This window comes from Halanaerobium hydrogeniformans, from assembly GCF_000166415.1.
GTDB lineage: Bacteria > Bacillota > Halanaerobiia > Halanaerobiales > Halanaerobiaceae > Halanaerobium > Halanaerobium hydrogeniformans.
Map to the genome: position 1 here is coordinate 1,486,192 of NC_014654.1, position 25,163 is coordinate 1,511,354.

The window sequence follows — 25,163 nt, forward strand, 5'->3', positions numbered from 1 at the left end:
ATCCTCTCTGAGATTGTACAGTAAAATTTTATAGATGATAGTTATTCTATAAAAAGATGTTCACCAATTTTTGTGATTACCCTTCTCCCCTGAAAAAAGTTCGTATTTGTGGCAGTTCTAGGATTATAGAAGTAGAGAGCTCCATTGGTAGGGTCATTACCATTTAAAGCATCTCTGGCAGCATTATAGGCTTGCTGATTGGGAGTTAGGTTAATCTGACCATCACTAACTACACAAAATTGACCCTGTTGGTAAATAACTTCTGCAAAAGAGTTTGGAAACTGTCTACTTAAAACCCTGTTAATTATAACGGCTGCAACAGCAACCTGGCCCAGATAGGGCTCTCCTCTAGCTTCACCATAAACTGCTCTAGCTAAAAGATTTAATTCCTGTCTGCTGACTCTTTTGTTTAAAATCTGATGAGAGGTTAAATTATGTACAGGCAACCTCAGCTTTTCTCCACTTCTCAAAAAATTATTTTCTTTATTATTTAAAGCCATAATCGTTCCAATTGTTGTACTAAAATCTCTAGCTAGATCATATAAAGTATCACCCGGACCCACATAATAATCGATAATTTTATCTTCAGGTATATCACTGATATCTGGCTGCTGCTGAGATGGATTTATTCTGACAGCATAATTTGTATTAACAGCAAAAGATAGTTGTTTCTTTTTTGATTGATAATCAGAAAAAAGCTGATCATCCTTTTTTATTTTCTCATTTTTTGCTTCAGGTAAAGGGATTAAAAGTTCATCACCCATTTTTATAGAAGAATTAATGTTAATCTCATTTAAATCTCTTAATTCACTTGTTGAAATATCAAAATCAGAAGCTATTTCTGATAGTGTATCTCCCTGCTGAATTACATAGACTAAACTTAAATTCGGAGCAGCAGAAGCACTGTTAACAGCTAAAAAAACAAAAGCAATAAATATTATTAGTACTAGTTTATCCCTATTTTTCATCAATTCCAGCTCCATTATCTAAGATTTTCTGCTTAATTGTTTCTAAATTAACTTCATTAACCGGACAGCCTTCGGGTAGTGACTTTAAGAAACTTTTTCCGTAAGATCTGCTGACAACCCGACGATCGAAAAGAATTATTAAACCATGATCTTTACGAGAACGGATCAATCTCCCAAAACCCTGTCTAAATCGAATAACAGCTTCTGGAAGGGCAAGATTATAAAAAGGATTTAAACCCTCTTTTTTCAAGAGATCCTCTTTAGCCTTGTAAAGAGGTTGTCCAGGAACTGGAAATGGCAATTTAACCATTACTAAAAATTTCAACAAATCTCCTGGCAGGTCTACTCCCTCCCAAAAACTAGAGGTACCAAAAATAACAGTATTATAAGATGCACGAAACTCCTTCATAATATAATTTCTCGATAATTCTGATTGTGATAAAATCCTGATACCCTTTTTCTCAACCTTATCTTTAAGGTTATTATAACTGTAATTTAACATCCGATAAGAAGTAAAAAGAACCAGGGTTGAGCCACCTGAATTAATTATGATTTCATAAAGATTTTTGACAAGTTCTTTTAAAAAAATATCAGCTCCAGGCTCCGGAAAATTCAATGGAATTAACAGCTCTGCCTGTTTAGAATAATCAAAAGGTGATTCTAATTTTAATTCTTCAGCCTTTTTAATTCCTGTTGAGCGATAAAAATATTCAAAAGATCCAGCTGCAGTTATTGTAGCAGAAGTAAATATAATATTACTCAGCTTTGACCATAACAATTCTGGCAAAAATTTACCAGAATCGATCGGAACAGATTTCTGAACCAGCTGTTCACTCCCCCGATAAAAACTTGACTCCAGCCAGTATACATAATCTTCGTCTTCTGCTTTTAAATTAAATTCTATTCTTTCGATCAAAGTGTGACAGCGGTTGATGCTGGATGTTATTTTCATTTCGTTTTCATCTGTGTTATCATCTATGTCTAAATATAAATTATCATAAATAATTTGCAGAAACCCGGCAATATTTTTTAAATAACCAGCCAGATTTTCAGCAGTAGTTTTAAATTCCTGCCATTTAGAGGTGCTTTTTAATTTTTGATCAACAGTTATTTTTCGTTTTTGATAGTTATTAACTATAGTTTTTAATTCATTAAAGTATTGAGGAATTAAATCATTTATCTTCTGAGAAGCCGGTATTACCTTAGCATCTAAAACCTTACGGAGCCTGGCCTGGTCACTATCTAAATAAAAGGCTATATCTTCTCTTATCTCAGAAATTAAAGAATTTTTTTCTCCGCTTAAACTTTTTAACCATTTATCTAATAATGGTTTATATAAGGGGTGACCAAGATGTTCTGTTGCTATATCACCAATATTATGAGCTTCATCAATAATCAAATGATTAAAATTTGGCAGTATACCCCTATCAACAGAACCGGTATCTTCTTTTAACCTTGCATCTGATAATAGCAGATGATGGTTAACAATTAGTATATCTGCCTTATATACTTTTTTTCTGGCCTGCATAAAATAACATGCTTTAAAAAAAGGACAGACAGTATTAAGACATAAATCACTTTCTGCAGCAATTTTATTCCAGATTGAAGATTTTATCTGAAAATTAATCTCAGATTTTTCACCGCTTTTGCTTTCTTCTTTCCATTCCTGCAGCTCAGAAAATAGTTCTTTTTCGATCTCTATTTCCCCGTTTTCAAAATTGTTTTTAAAATTTTTATATTTTCGCAAACAAAGATAATTATTTCTACCTTTAACCAATACAGCCTTAAAGTCAAAATCCAAAATTCTGGCCAGGGTGACTAAATCTTTGTTTATTAATTGTTCCTGTAAATTAATAGTATTTGTAGAAACTACAATTCTGCTTTTGTTTATATTATTATAAAAAAGAGCAGGAATTAGATAGGCAAAAGACTTGCCTGTTCCAGTACCTGCTTCAATAAAGTCAAACTGATGATTATTAAAAGAATCTATTATTTTTTCTGCTGCACTAAGCTGTTCTTTTCTTTCTGAAAAACGTTCTAGTTCTTTAGAAAGTTTTCCTTCAGCTTTAAATAAATTTAGAATCTTTTCTTTTGGCAGGACTTTGCTTTTTTCTTTTTTACCGGGCTCAACTACAACATAGATATCTTCAGCCTTATTATCAATAATTGCAAAGCCAACTTCTCTTGCAGCCATTTTTGAAGCAAGACGAATGTCAGCAGCAGATGGAGTTAGATCTCCTGAAGGATGATTATGAATAATCATCTCCCCTGCCATTATATTATTAATCACAGCTGGAGCAGAATAACTATTTCCTCTGGCTAACACTTCAAAAGAATCAATAATATTTTTATCATTAAGTTGAGCTCTAATAAAAATTTCATTGCCAGAGGCTGATTCGATTTCTTTTTTTAAGCTTTTTGCTGCTTTTTTTAGCAGTTGATCTCTGACAGACAAAATAAAGCCCCCTTAATATCTTAATTTTTCTAGCAAAATAACATCTTGATCAACTTCATCTTCAAACCATGGTGTTTCTAAAATAAAAGGCAGATCTTTTAGTTTAGGATGATTGATAAGCTCTTTAAAACCGTTTTCACCTATCTTACCTTCTCCAATATGAGCATGCTCATCTTTGTTTTCACAACAATTATGTTTGGAGTCATTTAAGTGAATAACCTTTAACATAGAAAGTCCGATATCATCATCTAAATCTGAAAGTAATTTATTGAGCCCCGATTTTTGCTGGAGATTGTATTTTGCAGCAAAAGCATGACAGCTATCTATACAGATACCAAGTTTTTCTGACTGTTCAACTTTATCAATGATAGCTTTAAGCTCTGAAAAATCCTGGCCAATACTACTACCTGCTCCAGCAGTATTTTCCAGTAATATCTTTGTTTTTTCAGTTAAGCTGTCATCAATTTCAGAAAAAATAATATTTAAGGCCTCAGCGATTCTTTTTATTCCACTGTCTATTCCAGATCCAGTGTGGCTACCAGGATGAAAAATCAAGTATTCAGCTCCTAATCTGGCACTTCTGCTTAATTCCATTTTGAGAGCTGAAATTGATTTTTCCCATAGTTCTTGTTTTGGTGAAGCCAGATTGATTAAATAAGCAGCATGTACTACAACAGGGTTAATATTATATTTTTTTCTATTTATTTTAAAACGCTCAACTTCAGCATCTGATAAAACTCTAGCTTTCCAACCCCGAGGATTTTTTACAAAAATCTGTACAGAGTTACAACCAATCTCAGCTGCTCTTTTAAGCGATTTATCTATTCCCCCGGCTATAGATGCATGTTTACCTAAAATCAAATTGATTACTCCTTATCTTCCAGTTCTTTTTTTGCTGCTTTGAGAGATAGATTAATCCTATCCTGATTATCTATTTCAATAACTTTAACTGGAATTTCATCTCCAACAGATAATACATCACTAACTTCTTTAATATGTCTGTCAGCAATTTTAGAAATGTGGACTAAACCTTCTTTATTTGGAAGTATTTCAACAAAGGCACCAAAATTCATGATCCTTTTAACTGTACCCTGATAAATTTCTCCTACTTCCACTTCTTTAGTAAGGTTCTCTACCATTTTTTTAGCTTCTTTTCCACTTTCCTGGTCATCTGTTAAAATCATAACAGTACCATCATCATCAATATCTATTTGAGCACCAGTTTTATCTATAATTTCATTTATTGTTTTACCTCCAGGTCCAATAACAAAACGTATTTTTTCTGGATTAATTTTCATGCTGATCAGAGCAGGAGCATTTTTAGAAAGTTCAGGTCTTGGTTCAGCAATTACTTCTAGCATTTTTTCCATTATATGCATTCTGCCTTTTTTAGCTTTATTTAAAGCTTCTTCTAAAACATCTTTAGAAAGCCCTTTAAGTTTCATATCCATCTGTAAAGCTGTTACACCATTTTCGGTTCCTGCAACTTTAAAGTCCATATCACCATGGAAATCTTCAAAACCCTGGATATCAGATAAAACAACAATCTCATCATCTTTTTTCATAAGTCCCATTGCTATACCAGAAACAGGTGCCTTTATAGGTACTCCTGCATCCATTAAAGAAAGTGTGCTTCCACAGATACTGGCCTGAGAAGAGGAACCGTTTGATTCAAGAACTTCTGATACAATTCTGATCGTATAAGGAAAATCGTCTTTTTCAGGGATAACCGGAAGTAAAGCTTTCTCACCCAGTGTACCATGACCAATTTCTCTCCTACCTGGAGAACGCATCGGACTTGTTTCACCTACACAAAAAGATGGGAAATTATAATGGTGCATATATCTTTTTGTTTCTTTTTCGCCCAAGCCAAATAATATCTGTTCATCACTGGATGCACCGAGTGTTAAAACACTTAAAGCCTGGGTTTCTCCCCTTGTAAATACACCTGAACCATGTGAACGAGGTACTACTCCTACTTCTGCCCAAATTGGTCTGATTTCATCATGTTCTCTACCATCTGGACGGATACCATCATCAATTATTAGACTTTTAACTGATTTTTTAATCATGTTTTCAAAAGCTAAGTTAAGTTGAGAATCAATATCCTCATCTTCATCAGGATTTAAATTTTCTTTAAGCTCAGCTTTTAAACTAGCTATTTTTTCACCTCTAGCCTGCTTTTTTTGAATTTGAATTGCTTCTTTTAATCTGTCACCGAGAAGCTCTTCAACTTTTTCAGCAAGCTCATCATCAACAGTTGGTTCGATAAATACTTCTTTTTCTTTACCTGCTTCTTCTCTAATTGTTTTTTGAATTTTGATCATTTTTTGAATTTCTTGATGCGCTAAATCCATTGCTTCCAGGATAACAGCTTCTTCAACTTCATTTGCACTGGCTTCAACCATCATGATTGCATCTTTTGAACCAGCTACAACTAGATCAAGCTCACTGTTTTCTCTTTCTTCTTCATTTGGATTTATAATTATCTCACCATCAACTAAACCTACCTTTACTCCACCTATTGGTCCATCAAAAGGAATATCAGATATAGTTAAAGCAATTGATGCTCCATTTAGAGCGAGCATTTCTGGATCATGATCATCATCAACAGATAAAATGGTAGCAACTACCTGTACATCTTTTCTATAGCCATCTGGAAAAAGCGGTCTTATTGAACGGTCAATTACTCTTGCTGCAAGGGTTGCTTCATCACGTGGTCTTCCTTCTCTTCTTAAAACACCACCAGGAATTTTACCGATAGCATATACTCTTTCTTCATAATTCACCATTAAGGGAAAATAATTCATCCCAGGTCTTGGTTCATCCATTGTTGCTGTTACAAGAACTTGTGAATCTCCACTACGAACCATTACAGAACCATTAGCCTGTTTTGCTAATTTTCCTGTTTCTATGTGAAAATCAGAACCGGCATATTCAAGTGTCCATTCTTTCATATTTTGCCTCCTTTTTTATTTTTTAACATTATATTTAAATAAAGAGCGGGTAAGCCCCGCTCTTTAAAGTGCATTATTAACCGCGAAGTTCTAATCTAGAAATTAAATCACGATAACGCAGAACATCATTATTTTTTAAGTATCTTAATAATTTTCTTCTCTGACCAACCATTTTTAATAAACCTCTTCTTGAATGATGATCATTTTTATGTTGCTTCAAATGATCAGTTAATTCTGAGATTCTAGCTGTTAAAAGAGCAACCTGTACTTCTGGAGAACCAGTATCTCCCTCTTCTAGTTGATATTCTTTAATGATTTCTTCTTTCTTTTCTTTATTTAACATGGAAAATTCACCTCCTGAATTATTAATCCAGCATAAGCCAAGAATACGTCGGAGATTCGCAATCCTAGCAAATGCTAATCTAAAACTTTCCTTTTAATTTTAACATAAAATTTTTCGAGTGTAAAGAACATCCTTACGCATTTGTTCTTTTAATTCTTCAACATCAGCAAATTCTTTTTCCGGGCGAATATACTCGACTAAATCAACACAGAGTCTTTTTTGGTAGAGTTTATCTTTAAAATCAAGTATAAAAATTTCAAATGAAGTATTCACTCCATTAAAAGTGGGATTATCACCAATATTGGCGGCCCCACAAAATCTTTGACCCTTATAATGAACCTCCACAGCATATACTCCCAGGGGAGGTAACACATAATCACTTTCTAGTTTTAAATTTGCGGTTGGAAAACCAAGTTTTCTCCCTATTTTTTTCCCGTGGACTACTCTGCCACAAATTTGAAATGGTCTTCCTAAAAGTTCTTCAGCTTTATTTAGTTTGCCTTTTTGCAGTAGATTTCTTATTCTAGTACTGGAAATCCTGTCTTCATTTGCGTTCAGCTGTGAGATGATCTTCGTTTTAAACCCATGTATATCAGCGAGTTTATTTAATATCTCTACATTGGCCTCATTATTTTTACCAAATCGAAAATCACTTCCAACCACTACAGTGTCTAATTTTAACTTTTCAGTCAAAATATTTTCAACGAACTCAACTGCAGACAGCCCGGCAAATTCCTCATCAAATTTTTGTTCAAAATAATAATCAAGGCCCATGTTTTCTAAAATAGAAAGTTTTTGTTTTCTGGAAACCAGTGCTGGAGGAGGGGTTTGGTCTGGAATAACTTCTAAAGGATGAGGATTAAATGAAAGAACTGCAGAAGGTAGCTGGTTTAGTTTTGCAGTTTCAATACATTTTTCAATTATTAATTGATGCCCTTTGTGTAAACCATCAAAAGCTCCAATAGCAATAACAGAATTGTTTTCTCTAAAATTATCATAATTTTCACTAGTTATTATCTGCATTCAATTGTCCTCCAGTCTATTAACTTTACTGTCTTTTTAACAAACCCTATTAGTTTTATTAAATATCTTTTATATAAAGACCTTAACTGGCTGATATATTTGATAATCATCTTTAGTTGTAAATTTTGCGATAGCAAGAAATTTTCCTTCCTCTGAAAAACAGAGAAAATCTTCTTCTAATTCTAGCTCAATATCAGCTTCTACGAAATCTTTTGCCAATAAATAATTACCATTTTCAATTCTGAAAAATGAAGAGTCTTTAACAGTATATTTAGCTAAATCCAGCGGCTGTTCTGGACTTAAAAGTATTCTGCTGCCTTTTTCTTCTAATTCTTCAATAGTAACAGAATTTTCAAGCTTAAATGGACCACTTTGTGTTCTCAAAAGAAAAGTCATAACCGCAGATGAATTGAGAGATTCACCGATATCTCTGACCAGAGAACGGATATAACAACCTCTTGAAACCGTTACTTTAAATCTGATTATCGGCAGAGAAATATCAAGTATGTCAAGAGAATATATTTCTATTTCTCGAGCTTCTCTTTCAACTCTAATTCCCTTTCTAGCCAGTTTGTATAAACGTTTGCCCTGATGATGAATTGCAGAATACATGGGGGGGATTTGTTTACCTTGCCCTTTAAATTTCATAATCTCTGCTTTAACTTTAGCTTCACTTAGTTTGTTCCAGTTTAGATCTTCACGAATTGTTTTTCCATCAAGATCAAGACTATCGGTTTCTTTGCCCAGCTCCATTTCACAGATATAACTTTTTTTGCTGTCATCTATAAAGGGAATAGTTTTAGTTGCCTTACCAAAACAAACAGCTAAAACTCCAGCTGCAGCTGGATCTAAGGTGCCAGTATGACCGGCTTTTTTTTCATCCAATATTTTACGCAATATCTTTATAAAATAACCTGAAGATATTCCAGGTGGTTTTATAATATTTGCAGTACCATTAAACATGTTTTTTGGCCACCTCTACAACCTCTTTAATAGCTGTCTGTAGATCTTTTTCAACAGTTGCCCCGGCAGCCCTCGGATGACCACCACCATCGAATTGAGAGGCAATTTTATTAACCTTTGCATAAAAATTAGAACGCAGGCTTACTTTGATTTTTTCTTTTTCTTCCTCAGTAAACAAGATACCAATTTCTACATCCTCAATATCTCTTGCTTGATTTACCAATCCTTCTGTATAATCAGTCCCGGCTTCATGCATCATATCTCTGCTGACATATAACCAGGCTACTTTACCATCTTCACTTAATTTAAGTGTAGAAAGCACAAGACCCCTTAAGACAATTGCCTTATAACTTACAGTGCCAAATATTTCTTTATTGATCTTGTAAATATTTACTCCACTTTCAACCAAATCTGCTAAAACTCTTAAAACATCAGCACTGGTATTTTCATAACGTAAAGCTCCAGTATCGGTAATAATAGCTGTTGCAAGAGGAGTTCCAATCTCTAATGGTATATCTCCATTTAGAAGTTCTTTAACAACAGCATATATCATTTCTCCAACTGCAGCTTTATCTGAATCAACAAGATTTATCTTGCCAAAACGACTATTATCTTGATGATGATCAATGTTTATAATATATTTGGCAGAATCGATTATCTCTTTTTCAAGATCAACCCTTTCTAAATTACCTGAATCCAGGGCAATTAATATATAATCTGACTCGATTTCTTTTTTCAATCGCTCAAAATCATCATAATATTCTTCCTTGTTTAAATCTAAAAAAGAAAAAGGAGCCAGAGTGTCTCGATTAAAATAAGCTCTGGCACTTTTGTTTTTCTTTCTTAAAAGTCTTGTTAATGCAGTTACTGAGCCAATACAATCTCCATCAGCACCTACATGACCTGCAATCAAGAAATTATCTTCTTTATTAAAGATCTCTATTATTTTATTAATTTCCTTTTGCATCAGAGTCAGACTCCTTTATCTCTCCTGATTCTTTGAGATTATTGATTATTTTAGAAATATGAACACCCTGTTCAATAGAATCATCATATCTAAAGATAATTTCTGGGGTATGATGAATTTTTACTCTTTCCCCAACCAGCTTTCTAATATAACCGGTAGCTTTGTCAAGGCCTTCCATTGTTTCTTCTTTTTCTTTATCAGTTCCAAAAACACTGACAAATACTTTAGCATGCCTTAAATCTCCACTAACTTTTACATCAGTAACTGAAACAAAGGCAATTCTTGGATCTTTCATTTCTCTTAATATTATTTGACTTATTTCTTCTTTTAATAATTCGCCAACTCTAATCGCTCTTTTTTTTGTCATTTTTTTTCACCTCTATAAGGATCTTTTAATTTCCCTATAAGTATAGAATTCAATAATATCGCCTTCTTTGATATCATTGTAATTTTCGATTCCAATTCCACATTCATAGCCTTCTTTTACTTCTCTTACATCATTTTCAAATCTTTTTAGAGAAGAAACAGTACCTTCATGAATTACGACACCATCTCTAATCAAGCGGGCATCATAATTTCTATTTACATGTCCATCAGTTACATATGCACCAGCTATTATTCCAATATCAGGCACTTTAAATGTAGCCCTTACCTCTGCTCTACCTGTTACTTCTTCTCTTAGCTCAGGATCAAGCAGACCGGCCATCGCATCTTTAATATCTTCAAGTGCTTTATAAATAACCCTATAAGTTCTAATATCAACCTGCTCTTTTTCAGCTACTTTTAAAGCATTATTATCAGGTCTAACATTAAAACCAATAATAATCGCATTAGAAGCACTTGCCAGATTAACATCGGTTTCATTTACTCCACCAACACCGGTGTGTATAACATTTACTGTTACCTCATCTGTTCCAAGTCTTAATAGTGAAGCCCTTAAAGCCTCAATAGAACCCTGAACATCTGCTTTAATAATTATATTAAGCTCTTTAACTTCACCTTCCTGGATCTGTTTGTAGAGATCTTCAAGTGAAACCTTAGCATCCTGTTTAATTTCCTGCTGTCTTTTTTCAGCCTGTCTTTCAGCAGCAACATTTTTTGCCTTTTTTTCATCTTCTAAGACCTGAACAAAATCTCCAGCATTGGGTACATCATTTAAACCTAATACCTCAACCGCAGTGGAAGGTCCAGCTTTTTCGATATTTTCTCCAAATTCATCGAACATCGCTCTAACTCTACCACAGGTTAAACCTGCTAATAGGGTTTCTCCTACCTGAAGTGTACCGTTTTTAACCAATACAGTTGCAACAGGACCTCTACCTTTATCAAGTTCAGCCTCGATTACAACTCCTTCTGCAAGGCGTTTAGGATTTGCTTTTAATTCTTCCATTTCTGAAACCAGAATTATCATTTCCAGTAATTCATCAATATTTGTTTCCTGAAGGGCCGATACATTTACACAAATTGTATTGCCTCCCCAGTCTTCTGGAACTAATCCATATTCAGTTAATTCCTGTTTTACTCTTTCTGGTTGGGCATTGACTTTATCAATTTTATTGATTGCCACTATAATTGGAATCCCAGCAGCTTTAGCATGGTTAATTGCTTCTTCTGTTTGAGGCATAATACCATCATCAGCAGCTACTACAAGAATAGCGATATCGGTTAGCTGAGCTCCTCTGGCCCGCATGGCTGTAAAAGCCTCATGACCGGGAGTATCAATAAATGTTATCTTTTTATCATCTATTTCAGCCTGATAGGCGCCAATATGCTGAGTAATTCCACCTGCTTCACTTCCAGCTACTGCAACTCTACTTTTTCTGATTACATCAAGTAAGGTTGTTTTCCCATGGTCAACATGACCCATTACAGTAACTATTGGTGGTCTTGCTTCGAGGTCTTCCGCTTTATCTTCAATTTCAGGACCGATCCGCATTGATTTAATCTCTTCTTCTTCACTCATTAATTTAATCTTAATACCCAATTCATCTGCTAATAATTCTAGAGTCTCTTCATCTAAATTCTGGTTTACATTTGCCATAACACCAAGATTCATTAATTCTACAATTATATTATTAGCCTGTTTATCAATTTTTTCAGCAAACTCTTTAACAGTTATTGGAGTTTCTATTTCTACTGCATCTAAAACTTCAACTTCTTCGGTATCACTTTCTTCTGCATTTTCTGTTTCTTTTATTTCTTCAGCTGTTTCTGTTTCAGTTTCTGTTATCTCTTCTACTGCAGTTTCATCATCTTCTTTATACATTGCTTTGACAAGTTCTGCTGTTTCATCGGTAATTGTGCTCATATGACTTGATACTTCAATACCTAAGTCATCTAATATATCTAATAGTTCTTTACTATCTTTATCCAGCTCTTTGGCCAGATTATAAATTCTAATTTTTCCCATACTTGCACCTCCAAAATATTCTGTTGTTAATTAATCATGTTTAATCTCCTCCGAAATTTTTTCATAAATTTCATCGGTTATTTCAAATCTTAAAGCTTTTTCGAGTGATTGATTCTCTACAGCTTTATCAAAACATTCCATATTAGGACAGAGATAGGCACCTCTTCCTGGTATTCTTCCACCTGGGTCAACCAGGATTTCTCCTTTGTTATTAACCACTCTTAATAATTCTATTTTATCTCTTCTGGCACCACAACCTACACATTTACGAATAGGGCTTCTTTTCTGCAATCTCAATCCTCCTTAAATTTTTATTGTTTCTTTTAAGTTTTATTCAAGCTCTTTTTCTGGCTTAGTTTCTTCTGTTTCTTCAGCCTGAACTTCTAATTCTTCCTGCTTAGATTCTAAATCTTCATTTTCCATTTCTGATGATTCTTCAAATTCATCTAAACTTTTTTCTAATTCCTGAGCACTTTTTTCTATTTCTTTAGTTTTTGCTGGAGATTTTACTATTTCTGATTCTTTTTTGATATCAACCTTCCAGCCGGTTAATTTTGCAGCCAGTCTGGCATTTTGACCTTCTTTACCAATCGCTAATGAAAGCTGAAAGTCAGGTACTACTACTTCTGCAATTTTATCTGATTTATTAATCTTTACATCTATTACTTCAGCAGGATTTAAAGCATTTGCAACAAAAACTTCTGGAGATTCATCCCACTTGACAATATCGATTTTTTCTCTGTTTAACTGTTCCACAACAGCTTGTACCCTCATCCCCTTAGGACCTACACAGGCTCCTACTGGATCAACCTGTTTATCTTTACTTGCTACTGCCATCTTAGAACGCTGTCCAGCTTCTCTGGCAACAGCTTTGATCTCGACCAGCCCCTGAAAAATCTCTGGAACTTCGATTTCAAATAATCTTTTTAAAAGTCCGGGATGGGTTCTAGAAACCAAAATTCTTGGCCCCTTACTTGTGCTGCTTACCTCTACAACATACAATTTAATTCGTTTTCCTATCTCGTATTTTTCACCAGCAATCTGTTCAGATGGTGGTAAAAGAGCTTCGGTTTTACCCATATCAATCAAAATATTGTCATTGTGAAAACGCTGAATGGTTCCGGTGATTAATTCATCTTCTTTTTCTTTGAATTGGTCAAAAATGACATCTCTTTCTGCTTCTCTAATCCGCTGCATAACTACTTGTTTTGCGGTTTGGGCAGCGATTCTACCAAAATTACCGGGTGTTACCTCAATTTCTACAATATCACCAATTTTATATTTGCCGTCAATTTTATCAGCTTCTTTTAAAGAAATCTGGGTATTTTCATTTTCTACTTCTTCTACAACTTCTTTGCGTGAATAGACTTTTACTTCCCCAGCATCTGTAGAAATATCTATCCGAACATTGTCTTTTGAACCAAAATCTTTTTTGTAAGCAGAAACCAGGGCGGTTTCAATTGCATCTATTAAGACTTCTTTTGAAATCCCTTTATCTTTTTCTATATCATCCAGGGCTTGAATGAATTCTACATTCATGCTAATCCCCCCTCAAATTATTAAATTTCAAATGTTAAATTAACTCTTGCTATTATATTGTCATCTAAATCAATTTCTTTACCGTTTCTTAAATCTATTTTAATTTGACCATTATTATAGGCTTTTAAGATACCAATAAATTCTTTTTGTCCATCGATTTTCTTAAAGGTTTTAACTGAAATTAATTCCCCTTGAAAACGTTCAAAATCTTCTTCAGTTTTAAGCGGTCTTTCTAAACCAGGAGAAGATACTTCAAGTATATAGCTTTTATCAATCGGATCTTCTTCATCCAAAATAACACTTAAAGCCCTGCTTACTCGTTCACATTCTTCAATTGTTAATTCTCCCTCTTTGTTTTCAAGAAAAACTCTTAATATCCAGTCACTTCCTTCTTTTAAAAATTCCACATCAACTAAGTTTAAATTTTCATTATGGGCAATTGGAAGTACAAACTCTGTTACTAAATCAGCAACTTTTCCCAAATAAAACACCCCACTTTCTTAATATTTAATTTTAATTTAAAGCAAATAGCAATTATTTAACTTTACTATAATAAAAGAGTGGGAAATAACCCCCACTCCTAATCAACAAAACTATTTTATCAGAACTCTTTCCTTTATAATTCTATCACAGCTTTTTTTTACTTGCAAGTTTAAATTGCTGAATAGTTAAAAGCTATTTGATGAACAAAGAAAGCTGATTTTTTTCAGGGAGTTCATCTAAAGAGCCGTGTTCTTTTAAAACCTCAATAACTGTTTTGGTTAAACAGGTTCTATTTGAAAGTTCTTCGATCGAAGTAAAATCTGATTTCTCTCTTTCCCTGACAACACTTTCTGCTGCACTACCACCTAAACCCTGTAAGCTTATTAAAGGGGCAAGAAGTTTGTTATCACCAAGATGCTGAAATTCAGTTGCTTTAGATTGATAAATATCAACAGCTAAAAACTCTATCCCTCTCATCATTGCCTCTAAAACGATTTTTAAGACTTTTAGGGTTCCACTTTCTTTGGTTGTGATTTCATTACCTTTATTTTCAAGCTCTTTTATTTTTGCTATTACCTTTGCTTTACCATTACAGGCCAGTTGAGCATCAAAATCATCTGCCTTGATAGAAAAGTAGGTAGTATAAAATGCTGCAGGATGATGTACTTTAAAATAAGCGATCCGATAAGCCATCATTACATAAGCTGCTGCATGAGCTTTTGGGAACATATATTTAATCTTTTTACAGGAATCTATATACCAGTTTGGTACATTTTTATCCCGCATAATATTTTCTTCCTCTTCTGTAAGGCCCTTGCCCTTACGCACATTTTCCATAATCACAAAAGCTTTTAAAGGATCAAGTCCTTTAGTAAGAAGATAATTCATAATATCATCTCGTACAGAAATAACTTCGGCTAATTTTGCCTTACCCTGCTTTATGAGCTTTTGAGCATTATTTAACCAGACATCAGTTCCATGAGAAAGACCACTGATTCTAACAAGTTCAGAAAAACTGCTTGGTCTGGTATCCCTAAGCATCTGCTGAACAAAAGATGTTCCAAACTCTGGTATTCCTAAAGTTCCAATATCAGTTCCTAAAACTGCAGAGTCTACCCCTAATTTATCTGTGCTTGAAAAAATACTCATTGTGGCCTGATCATCTAAGGGAACCTTCTTAGGCTCTATACCAGTCATATCTTCCAGCATCTTTAAAGAGGTGGGATCATCATGACCTAATAGATCAAGCTTTAAAATTCTACCACTGATTGAATGGTAATCAAAATGGGTAGTTCTAATATCTGTTTCCTGATCATTTGCAGGATGTTGAATCGGTGTAAAATCAAATATATTTTTGCTTTTGGGAACAATCATTAATCCACCTGGATGCTGACCGGTTGTTCTTCTAACCCCAGTACAGCCTTTAACCAATCTGTCTATCTCAGCTCTTTTGACTTCAATTCCTCGATCATCAAGATAGTTTTTTACAAAACCAAAAGCAGTTCTATCTGCAATCGTAGAAATTGTACCAGCTTTATAGACATAATCTCTCCCAAAATAGTCTTCTGTATAGCGATGGATTTCACTCTGATATTCTCCTGAAAAGTTAAGATCAATATCAGGAACCTTATTACCTTCAAAACCCATAAAGACCTCAAAAGGTATATCAAAACCATCTTTGATATATTTGGCCCCACATTCACATTTTTTGTCTGCAAGATCTATTCCACTACCTACAGATTCAGAATCTACAAATTCATAATTAGAACATTCAGGACAGCGATAATGAGGTGGTAGAGGGTTAACCTCGGTAATCCCGGTCATTGTTGCAACAAATGATGAACCTACCGAACCTCTTGAACCAACCAGGTAACCATCATCTAAAGATTTTTTAACCAGTTTATGGGCGATTAAATAAATAACTGCAAAACCATTTTCAATTATAGAATTTAGTTCTTTTTCCAGCCTGTCTATAACCAGTTGAGGTAGCTCTTGACCATAATACTGATGAGCTTTTTGATAGGCCATTTCCCTGATTTCGTCTTCAGCACCTTCTATTTCTGGAGTATAAAGTCCATCAGGAATAGGCTGAATCGCCTCAATTTTAGATAATATTTTATTTGGATTGTCAATTACGATTTCCTTAGCGGTTTGCCCATCAAAATAACTGAATTCAGCAAGCATCTCTTCTGTTGTTCTATAATATAATGGAGGCTGATTTTCTGCATCGGCAAAATTTTGTCCAGCCTGTAATATCTCTCTAAAAATACTATCTTTAGGATCCAGAAAATGCGCATCTGTTGTAGCAACGACTTCTTTATTTAACTCCTGACCTAATTGATAGATTTTTTTATTTATATTTATTAGGTCTTCTCTACTGTTTACTTTTTCTGGTATTAAAAATTCATTATTAGCCAGTGGCTGTAGTTCAAGATAATCATAAAGTTTTGCAATTTTTTTGATTTCGTTTTTAGGCCGATTATTAATAAAAGCCTGATATATCTGCCCTGATTCACAGGCTGAACCAATTAATAATCCTTTTCTGTGCTGCAGCAATTTGCTTTTTAAAATTCTTGGCTTACGATAAAAATTATCAAGATGTGAAATCGAAACAAGTTTGTAGAGGTTTTTCAATCCCTTTTTGTTTTTAGCCAGCAAAACTGCATGAAATGGTCTTAAATCTTTCCAGTCGATTTTTGAAATATAATCATTTATATCTTTAAGATTGCTGTTATCGTCTTTTTCGATAATAGCTAAAAGTTTTTTTAAGATTTCTGCTGTAGCATCAGCATCAGCTAAAGCCCTGTGATGATCATCCAGTTCAACAGAAAAATATTCAGCCAGTGTATTAAGCTTATAATTTTTGCTGTCTTTAATAAGAGCCCTTGATAAAGCAAGAGTATCTAAAACGGTATATTCTTTTCTATTAATCTCTAATTTCTGGAGAGCAGTTCTTAAAAATCCATAGTCAAAATCTGCGTTATGAGCAACCAAAACCCCATCACCGATAAAGTCAATAAACCGCTCAATCGCTGCTTTTAATTTAGGAGCTCCGGTAAGCATAGAGGTGTTGATTCCGGTTATTTCGGTTATTTTTGCAGGAACATTTTTATCGATATCTATAAAAGTTTCAAATTCAGCTATTTTTTCACCTGCTTTAATCTTAACAGCTCCAATCTCTATAATATCATGTTGAGATGGATTTAAACCCGTTGTTTCTAAATCAAAAACAACAAATTCTGTCTGCTTAATTTCGGCAGGATAAGGATTATTAATTATCGGTTCTCCATCATCAACCAGGTAAGCTTCCAGACCATAAATAATCTGGACATCATGTTTCTGTCCTGCCTGATAGGCATCCGGAAAGGCCTGTACAACACCATGATCGGTAATTGCAACTGCTTTATGGCCCCAATCTGCAGCCCTTTTTACCAGTTTTTTAACATTCATAACACAATCCATCGAACTCATTTGAGTATGCAAATGCAGGTCTACTCTTTTTTCTTCACTATTATCTGCTCTAGTTTTTTTATCTATTTTTATTAAATCATTAAAAATGATATTCCATTCTTTGCTGTAAGGGTCGAAAGACACCTTACCCCTCAATTTAATTCTATCTTCAGTGGTTAAGCTATCTAAAAATGGATCTCTTTTATCACTGAATGTTTTGGCAGAAATAGAACTATCATAATCAGTAATTTTTAAAATATATAAATAACTGCCATTACGAGTTTGTTTAAAATCAACTTCAAACAGATCTGCTTCTATTACTACCTTTGGAATCTCACTATTTAGTTCATTTATTTCATGAGTTTTTGCAGCCCTAATTATTCTTCCATATTTATTTTTTCGTTTAGATTTTTGATAATTATTTGGGCTTTGTTTTTGCTGCTTTTTATTTGTATTTTTAGTCTGATTTTTAATTTTCTCTGCTACAAAATCATTATTATCATCAATTTCAGCTAAAAAATTCCCGTTATGGATACTAATTTTTTGAATTTCACTTAGATAATTTTTAATTGTATATTCGAGAAAATTTCTAACTTTTGCTTGAGATAATTTTTTGTGGGCAACCTTAGTCTCCAGCTTAATATTCAAATGATTGCCATCAAGATACAATTTAGCTCTCTGCAGCCAGTTTGATTTAAAAGAGAATTTCTTCTTGAAATCCTTAATGATCTGAGGCCAGATCAAAAAAAGCTCTTCCTTAAGGCTTAAATCACTGATTACTTTAATTACATAATCATCATTAAAACTTAATTCTTCCTCGAGCTGCTTTTTTATCTTTAATGGCTGATCCTCAGCTGCTATACAGTAAATAAGCTTTTTTTGTTCATCACAAATTAAATATTTATAGCTATTATTTTTTTTATTATTTAGTGACAAAGCTTTGATCATAATTATTCCTCCAAAGAAAAGTTACCAAAGACTGATTAATTTTTAAATAAAATACTTAAATTTTAATTAAGAAATTTCAGCCATTAATTCTGCTGTTTTTTCTTTTAAATTATCTATTTTAATCTTTGATTTCTGATTATTTTCTCTAATCATGGCCTCGATCTCTCCATTTTCTAAAGAACGAGAACCGATGGTTAAACGCAAGGGAATTCCTATTAATTCTGAATCATTAAATTTTACCCCTGCTCTTTCTTTACGGTCATCAAGCAGTACTTCCCAGCCTTCTGCCTCTAGTTCTTGATAAATTTCTTCAGATTTTTCTGCAACTGCTTCATCATTACCTAAAGCTAAAATAATAATTTGGTAAGGAGCAATTGCTTTTGGCCAGATGATACCATATTCATCATTGTTTTGTTCTATAGCAGCTGCTACAAGTCTGGTAATGCCTATTCCATAACTTCCCATAACAATTGGCTGAGTTCTGCCATTTTCATCTAGATAATTAGCTCCCATATTTTCACTATATTTCGTGCCAAGTTTAAAGATGTGACCAACTTCGATTCCAGCTTTAATATTTAATTTTCCTTCTGTACACTGTAAACAGCTTTCACCATCTTTAACCAAGCGTAAGTCTGCAAATTCTTCTACTTGAAAATCTCTTTCTATATTAACATTTTTAAAGTGATAATCTTTTTGGTTCGCACCTGTTACTGCACCCCTGATCTTTTCCAGGCGTTGATCTGCAATTATTCTTATATCTGCTAAATTTACCGGACCTATAAAGCCAGCTGTACTATTAAATAGCTCTGCAAATTCTTCTTCCTCAGCTGCTCTTAACTGATTAGCCTCTAAATAATTTTTAAATTTAATCTCATTTAATTCATCTTCTCCAGAAAGAAGAGCTAAAACAGGCTGTTCATCTGCCACCATTGCTACTGCTTTAATCATTCTTGCTGCAGGTAGATCTAGATAAGCTTCCAGTTCAGCGATTGTTTTAATATCAGGAGTATGTATTTTTTCCATTTCATTTTCTTCTTCAAAATCAAGCAATTCTTTATTTGCAACTGCTCTTTCTACATTTGCTGCATAACCACAGCTGTCACAGAAAGCTACCTGGTCTTCACCTGAGTCAGCAAGCACCATAAATTCATGAGAATCTTTCCCTCCCATTGCTCCAGTGTCAGCTTCCACAGCTACTGCATCAAGTCCACATTCTGCAAATGTTTTTTCATAAGCATCATACATAGCTTGATAGCTTTTATCTAAGCCTTCATAATCAATATCAAGGCTGTAAGCATCTTTCATTATAAATTCGCGACCCCTCATAACTCCGAAGCGGGGTCTGATTTCATCCCTGACTTTTGTTTGAATCTGATAAAGGTTTAAAGGGAGATCTTTATAAGAACGGATTTCATCTTTTATTAAATCTGTTACCACTTCTTCATGGGTTGGACCCAGACAATATTCTCTATCTTTACGATCTCTTAATCTCATCATTAAAGGCCCAAATTTATCCCATCTTTTAGAATCCTTCCAGATTTGAGCGGTCTGTAAGATGGGGAGCAGTACCTCCTGAGCTCCACTGGCATCCATATGTTTTCTTGTTATATTCTCAATTTTTTTAATTACCCTATAACCTAATGGAAGGTATGAATAAATACCAGCTGAATGATTTCTCATTAAGCCTGCTCTCAGCATTAATTTGTGGCTTGTTATATCTGCTTCAGCTGGATCTTCTTTTAAAGTAGGTAAATATAAATTTGACATGCGCATCTTTATCACTCCTGCATTAAAAATATTTATTTTTAAAGTTTGTTTATTTCTTTTAATAATTCTGCTAATAGTTCCGATTCTTTAACCTTTTTTATTATTTTTCCCTCTTTAAAGATCAGAGCTTCCTTTTTCCCTCCTGCTATTCCTATATCTGCTTCTTTAGCCTCACCAGGGCCATTAACAGCACAACCCATTACAGCGATCGTAATATCTTTATTAATTGCTGCAGTTTCTTTTTCTACTTTTTGAGCTAAAGATATTAGATCTATCTCGGTGCGTCCACAGGTAGGACAGGATATTATTTCAACCCCTCTTTTTCGCAGACCAAGAGATTTTAAAATCTCCCAGGCAACTTTAACCTCTTCAACTGGAGAGCCGGTCAAAGAAACCCTCAATGTATCACCATAACCTCTGGTTAAAAGAGAGGCTATACCAGCTGCAGATTTAATCGTCCCCTTCCAGGGAGTACCTGCTTCAGTAATCCCAATATGAAAGGGATAATCAACTTTTTTAGCCATTAAATCATAAGCTTCAATTGTTGTTTTAATATTACTGGATTTTAAAGAAATAACGATCTCATAAAAATCATTTTCCTCTAAAATCCTTATATTTTTTAGTGCACTTTCTACAAGTGCTTCTGCAGTAGCCCCACCATATTTTTCTAATAGCTCATTTTCTAATGAACCAGAATTACTACCGACTCTAATCGGAATATTTTTTTCCTTACAGGCTAAAGCAACAGCTTTAATTTTATCTTTGCTGCCGATATTGCCAGGATTGATCCTTAGAGCATCAACCCCATTTTCTACTGCTTTTAAAGCCAGTCTATAGTCAAAATGGATATCTGCTACAAGGGGAATTTCTATTGCCTTTTTGATATCTTTTAATGCCTCAGCTGCACTTAAAACTGGTACAGCAACCCTTATAATCTCACAGCCAGCCTCAACTAATTCCTCTATTTGTATAAGAGTCTTTTCTATATTTTCTGTTTTAGTATTGGTCATAGACTGTACCGATATTGCTGATTCTCCACCGACAGCTTGTTCGGCAAAAAATATTTTTTTCGTTTTTCTCCTATTATACATAAGCCACCTCTTCTAATAATGAAGAAATTTATTGCTATAATTCAAATTAAAAGAAACTTCTCATAACATCTCTGTAAATGATAAATACCATTAATAAAAGCAAAACTGCAAAACCTACTAGATGAACATAACTTTCTTTTTCTGGATCTACCGGTTTACCCCTCAACAATTCAATAACTATAAAAGTTATTCTTCCACCGTCAAGTGCGGGAAAAGGTAAAAGATTGATAATCCCTAAATTAATTGAAATTATGGCAGTCCAATTTAAAACATTAATAATACCCACCCTGGCAGCCTGACCGATAATTGAGGCAATCATAACCGGCCCACCAATATCTTCGGCTGAACGGGTACTTATCATTTGAGCAAAACCAGTGATAGTCATACTAAATATTTGATAAGTCTGGGCAGCTCCAAGGCTTATAGCCTGGAAAACCCCAACGCTTTCTCTTATCAGTTGGGGATAGATACCTATTACTCCCCCTTCAACATCAGCACTGCTAACCGGAGTTATGCTCAATGTGTCAACACTTTCATTTCTCTGATATCTTATCGTAATCTCTCTGCCTTCATTTTCTCTAATCAGAGCAGCCATTTCTTCCCAGCTTTCTACTTCAGTACCATCGATTTCTAATATTCTATCATTAGCCCTTAAACCTGCTTCTGCTGCAGGTTGTTCTGGAATTACTTCACCTAAAACAGCTTCTCCAGTAATCGAGGTTGGTACACCAAAAACAGAAAAAGCAAAAATAAAGATCAATAAAGCAAGTAAAAAGTTCATTATTGGTCCCATTAAAATAACTGCCAACCTGGTGAATGCTGATTTTTGGGTAAATAATCTTCCATCTTCTTTTGCCTTATCATAAATCTTTTTTTCTTTTTCACCCATTGACTCATCAGCAGGAAACTCTCCTACCATATTACAGAATCCTCCCAGAGGAATTGCTCTGATAGAATAAAGAGTTTCGCCAACCTTTTTATATATTAATTTTGGGCCAAAACCAAGCGCAAATTCTGATACCATGATCCCAGATTTTTTCGCTGTAATATAATGGCCAAATTCATGAATAAATACAAGTAAACCTAATACCACTATAAAAGATAAGATTGTTAAAATCATTCTCTAATTACCTCCACTGCCAGACTACTGGCAAAACTTTACCAATTATATATACAAATTTAATTCTTAATTTATCTATTAATCTCTGATATTTACTAATTCAGAATCAGTAACTGCTTTAATAATAACCAAAAATGTTGGACCAACTACAAAACCAATTGCTCCTAAAATTCTAAACCCGGCAAAAAGTGCAATCATTGTTGCAAGCGGATGAACCCCTAAGTTCTCTCCCATTATTTTCCCTTCTGAAGCCGATCTTACTCCTGCTAAAAATAAATGCAGTAAAAAAAGTGAAAAAGCTTGAGTGAAATTACCATAAATAATTGAAACGATTATCCAGGGATAAAAAAGTAAGGCCGGACCAATAATCGGTATCAAATCTAATATAGCTGCTGTCAAACCGATTATCACGGCATATTCGAATCCCATTAAATGAACTCCAACACCTGCTATTGTACCACTTATAGAAATCAAAATTAACAGAGCTCTAATATAGCCAACTGCAGAAATATTTAGCTGTATAAAAACATTAGCAATTTTCGGTTTAACATCTTCGGGAAAAAGATTAACCAAAAAGTGCTTGATATCATCTCGATCTCTGCTGATAAAAAATGTTGCGATAAATGAGATAAAAAGTATCATAAATACACTTGGTAATCTGGTCAGCATTTCTAAAATGTTATTAATAACTGAGATAATCGCATCTCTAATTCCATTGTAAAGAAGTTGTATATTAGCTCTTATAGATTCCTGTACAGCTTCAGATATCTCCCAGCTTTCTATTAAAGCTTCCAGCTGCTGGTTTTGTTCGGCTAACCACTGAATTTGGGTATCGATTGTTCTAAAATCTGGCAAATTACGTAATAATCTATTTAATTCAAGATATATTTGAGCTCCACCAATAATAATAAAGCTCGCAAAAATGACCACAACCAGAAGCAGTACAATTAAAACCGAAAAACCTCTGTGAACTGGTATATTTTTATCTAAAATATCAACTATTGGATTAATTAAACTAGCAATAACTGCTGCTATAATAAAAGGTGTAAAATAAATAAAGATATGCCTTAAAAAAAATAAGGCAAATACCAGAAATAGCAGCATTATAAAATATTTGCTATACCAGTTTTTCATTGTCATTTTAATTCACCACCATTAAAATATAGAGAAAATAATAAGTTAAAGGTGCGGTAAAGATAAAACTATCAAATCTATCTAAAATACCACCATGACCGGGAATAATGCTCCCGGTATCTTTAACCTTAAAATCTCTTTTTAAACATGATTCAAATAAGTCACCCATGATCGCTACGATGGGGAAGAAAAGCGAAAAAATTAACCAGTAAATATTAAAAAAATCAAAAATTAAAGTAACAGAAATAATAAATATAATTGCAGTCGCTATACCACCAACTGCACCGGCAACAGTTTTATTGGGACTTATTACAGGAGCCATAGCCTTTTTACCAAATTTTATCCCGATAAAATAGGCACCACTATCTGTAAGCCAGGTAGCAATTAATACAAACCAGAGAGCTGAGGTGTTAAAAAATGGCCCAATTGTAAAATCACGCAAAAAGATTGCAAATGATAATCCTCCGGCAATATAAATTAAAGCAAAAAACTGATAGGAAATATTTTTAACAAATAATCCCTCTTCATAATGATAAATATTATAACAGTAAAGCAAAATAATAATAATAAATAAAATAATTCCATAGGGTAAATGCCTGTAGTTATTACTGAGCAAAAAACTATTAAAAACAATTAAAACTCCAGAAAAATTTAAAATTGATTTAAGAACTGTTGATTCAATTTTTAACATACTGCAGTATTCTTTGATTCCCAAGATTGCTATTGCAGAAACTGTTAAAAAAAATACGAATGATCCAGAAAAAACCAGAATTGCTAGAATAAGAATTCCAAAAATAGAACTTATAATTCTTTTTTTAAGCATTTTTATCACCATCATTAAGACCGCCAAATCTTCTTTCACGTTTTTTGAAGTCTTTTAAGGCTAAATCAAAATCAGCTTCTCCAAAATCAGGCCAATATTTATCAGTAAAATATAATTCGGCATATGCAGCCTGCCAGAGCAAAAAGTTGCTTAATCTTTTTTCGCCACCGGTTCTAATTAATAACTCAATATTTTTAAGGTCCTGTTGATACAAATAATCTCCAAAATCTTCACAGCTTAATTCATCTAAATCAAAATTATTATCCTGATAGTCTAAAAAGAGTTTTTTGGCAGCATCGACTATTTCAGCTCTACCACCATAATTAAAAGCTATATTTAATACTAAATTATTATTTTTTCGAGATTTTATTTCGATTAATTCTATCTCTTTAATCAGCTTTTTGGAAAGAGCATCTTTTCTGCCCAAAAAATTGATCTTAACACCTTCAGCAAGCAGTTCATCAACTTCCTCTCGCATGGTTTTTTTCATAAGGGCAAGTAAGAAGTTAACTTCAGATTTTGGTCTTTTCCAGTTCTCTGTAGAAAATGCATAAACTGTTAAAGATTTAACATTTTTTTTAGCAGCATATTTAACTATTTTTTTTAAGGTTTTTACACCTTCTTTATGACCTTCACGTCTCGCCAGTTTTCTTTTTTTAGCCCAGCGACCGTTACCATCCATAATAATTGCAATATTTTGAGGAGGAAACATTAAATCATCC

At 33.7% G+C, this 25,163-nt stretch carries 20 protein-coding genes; all 20 read right to left on the bottom strand.

Annotated features, from left to right (window positions below; translation table 11 throughout):
- Positions 1 to 41: 41 nt before the first annotated feature.
- Positions 42 to 968, bottom strand: coding sequence for a cell wall hydrolase (locus HALSA_RS06670; RefSeq protein ID WP_013405828.1), 927 nt, complete (start codon positions 966 to 968; stop codon positions 42 to 44).
- The gene (locus tag HALSA_RS06675) at positions 958 to 3,423 is read right to left on the bottom strand and encodes a helicase C-terminal domain-containing protein (RefSeq protein ID WP_013405829.1); all 2,466 of its coding nucleotides are present in this window, start codon (positions 3,421 to 3,423) and stop codon (positions 958 to 960) included. The genes HALSA_RS06670 and HALSA_RS06675 overlap by 11 nt, the downstream gene beginning before the upstream one ends.
- 12 nt (positions 3,424 to 3,435) lie before the next feature.
- Positions 3,436 to 4,284, bottom strand: coding sequence for a deoxyribonuclease IV (locus HALSA_RS06680; protein ID WP_013405830.1), 849 nt, complete (start codon positions 4,282 to 4,284; stop codon positions 3,436 to 3,438).
- Between the two features lie 5 nt (positions 4,285 to 4,289).
- Complete coding sequence (gene pnp, locus HALSA_RS06685; RefSeq protein WP_013405831.1) at positions 4,290 to 6,380, bottom strand: polyribonucleotide nucleotidyltransferase; 2,091 nt, start codon at positions 6,378 to 6,380, stop codon at positions 4,290 to 4,292.
- A 76-nt stretch (positions 6,381 to 6,456) separates the two neighbouring features.
- Positions 6,457 to 6,723 carry a 30S ribosomal protein S15 gene (gene rpsO / locus HALSA_RS06690; protein ID WP_013405832.1) on the bottom strand — a complete coding sequence of 89 codons (267 nt, stop codon included), beginning with the start codon at positions 6,721 to 6,723 and terminating at the stop codon, positions 6,457 to 6,459.
- A 99-nt stretch (positions 6,724 to 6,822) separates the two neighbouring features.
- Complete coding sequence (locus HALSA_RS06695) at positions 6,823 to 7,746, bottom strand: bifunctional riboflavin kinase/FAD synthetase (RefSeq protein WP_013405833.1); 924 nt, start codon at positions 7,744 to 7,746, stop codon at positions 6,823 to 6,825.
- 69 nt (positions 7,747 to 7,815) lie between these two features.
- On the bottom strand, positions 7,816 to 8,709 hold the full coding sequence (gene truB, locus HALSA_RS06700) for a tRNA pseudouridine(55) synthase TruB (protein ID WP_013405834.1): 894 nt from the start codon (positions 8,707 to 8,709) through the stop codon (positions 7,816 to 7,818).
- Positions 8,702 to 9,676 carry a DHH family phosphoesterase gene (locus tag HALSA_RS06705; protein ID WP_013405835.1) on the bottom strand — a complete coding sequence of 325 codons (975 nt, stop codon included), beginning with the start codon at positions 9,674 to 9,676 and terminating at the stop codon, positions 8,702 to 8,704. The genes truB and HALSA_RS06705 overlap by 8 nt, the downstream gene beginning before the upstream one ends.
- Complete coding sequence (rbfA, locus tag HALSA_RS06710; RefSeq protein ID WP_013405836.1) at positions 9,660 to 10,043, bottom strand: 30S ribosome-binding factor RbfA; 384 nt, start codon at positions 10,041 to 10,043, stop codon at positions 9,660 to 9,662. Before rbfA ends, HALSA_RS06705 begins: the two co-directional genes overlap by 17 nt.
- Before the next feature lie 12 nt (positions 10,044 to 10,055).
- A complete protein-coding gene (gene infB, locus HALSA_RS06715; protein ID WP_013405837.1) occupies positions 10,056 to 12,086 on the bottom strand; it encodes a translation initiation factor IF-2 in 2,031 nt (676 codons plus the stop codon).
- A gap of 30 nt (positions 12,087 to 12,116) precedes the next feature.
- Complete coding sequence (gene rnpM, locus HALSA_RS06720) at positions 12,117 to 12,377, bottom strand: RNase P modulator RnpM (RefSeq protein ID WP_013405838.1); 261 nt, start codon at positions 12,375 to 12,377, stop codon at positions 12,117 to 12,119.
- Between the two features lie 39 nt (positions 12,378 to 12,416).
- Positions 12,417 to 13,625, bottom strand: coding sequence for a transcription termination factor NusA (gene nusA, locus HALSA_RS06725; RefSeq protein ID WP_013405839.1), 1,209 nt, complete (start codon positions 13,623 to 13,625; stop codon positions 12,417 to 12,419).
- Positions 13,626 to 13,645: 20 nt separating this feature from the next.
- On the bottom strand, positions 13,646 to 14,116 hold the full coding sequence (gene rimP, locus HALSA_RS06730; protein ID WP_013405840.1) for a ribosome maturation factor RimP: 471 nt from the start codon (positions 14,114 to 14,116) through the stop codon (positions 13,646 to 13,648).
- Positions 14,117 to 14,300: 184 nt separating this feature from the next.
- The gene (locus HALSA_RS06735; RefSeq protein WP_013405841.1) at positions 14,301 to 18,506 is read right to left on the bottom strand and encodes a PolC-type DNA polymerase III; all 4,206 of its coding nucleotides are present in this window, start codon (positions 18,504 to 18,506) and stop codon (positions 14,301 to 14,303) included.
- A gap of 66 nt (positions 18,507 to 18,572) precedes the next feature.
- Positions 18,573 to 20,279, bottom strand: a complete 1,707-nt coding sequence (locus HALSA_RS06740) for a proline--tRNA ligase (protein ID WP_013405842.1) — start codon at positions 20,277 to 20,279, stop codon at positions 18,573 to 18,575.
- Positions 20,280 to 20,311: 32 nt separating this feature from the next.
- Positions 20,312 to 21,364: a flavodoxin-dependent (E)-4-hydroxy-3-methylbut-2-enyl-diphosphate synthase gene (ispG, locus tag HALSA_RS06745; protein WP_013405843.1), complete on the bottom strand. Its 1,053-nt coding sequence runs from the start codon at positions 21,362 to 21,364 to the stop codon at positions 20,312 to 20,314.
- 46 nt (positions 21,365 to 21,410) lie between these two features.
- The gene (gene rseP / locus HALSA_RS06750) at positions 21,411 to 22,484 is read right to left on the bottom strand and encodes an RIP metalloprotease RseP (RefSeq protein ID WP_013405844.1); all 1,074 of its coding nucleotides are present in this window, start codon (positions 22,482 to 22,484) and stop codon (positions 21,411 to 21,413) included.
- Positions 22,485 to 22,562: 78 nt separating this feature from the next.
- Positions 22,563 to 23,624, bottom strand: a complete 1,062-nt coding sequence (gene ytvI, locus HALSA_RS06755) for a sporulation integral membrane protein YtvI (protein ID WP_013405845.1) — start codon at positions 23,622 to 23,624, stop codon at positions 22,563 to 22,565.
- A 1-nt stretch (position 23,625) separates the two neighbouring features.
- Entirely contained in the window at positions 23,626 to 24,456 is an 831-nt protein-coding gene (locus HALSA_RS06760) for a phosphatidate cytidylyltransferase (RefSeq protein ID WP_013405846.1), read from the bottom strand.
- Positions 24,434 to 25,153 carry a polyprenyl diphosphate synthase gene (gene uppS / locus HALSA_RS06765; RefSeq protein WP_013405847.1) on the bottom strand — a complete coding sequence of 240 codons (720 nt, stop codon included), beginning with the start codon at positions 25,151 to 25,153 and terminating at the stop codon, positions 24,434 to 24,436. The genes HALSA_RS06760 and uppS overlap by 23 nt, the downstream gene beginning before the upstream one ends.
- Between the last annotated feature and the right edge of the window lie 10 nt (positions 25,154 to 25,163).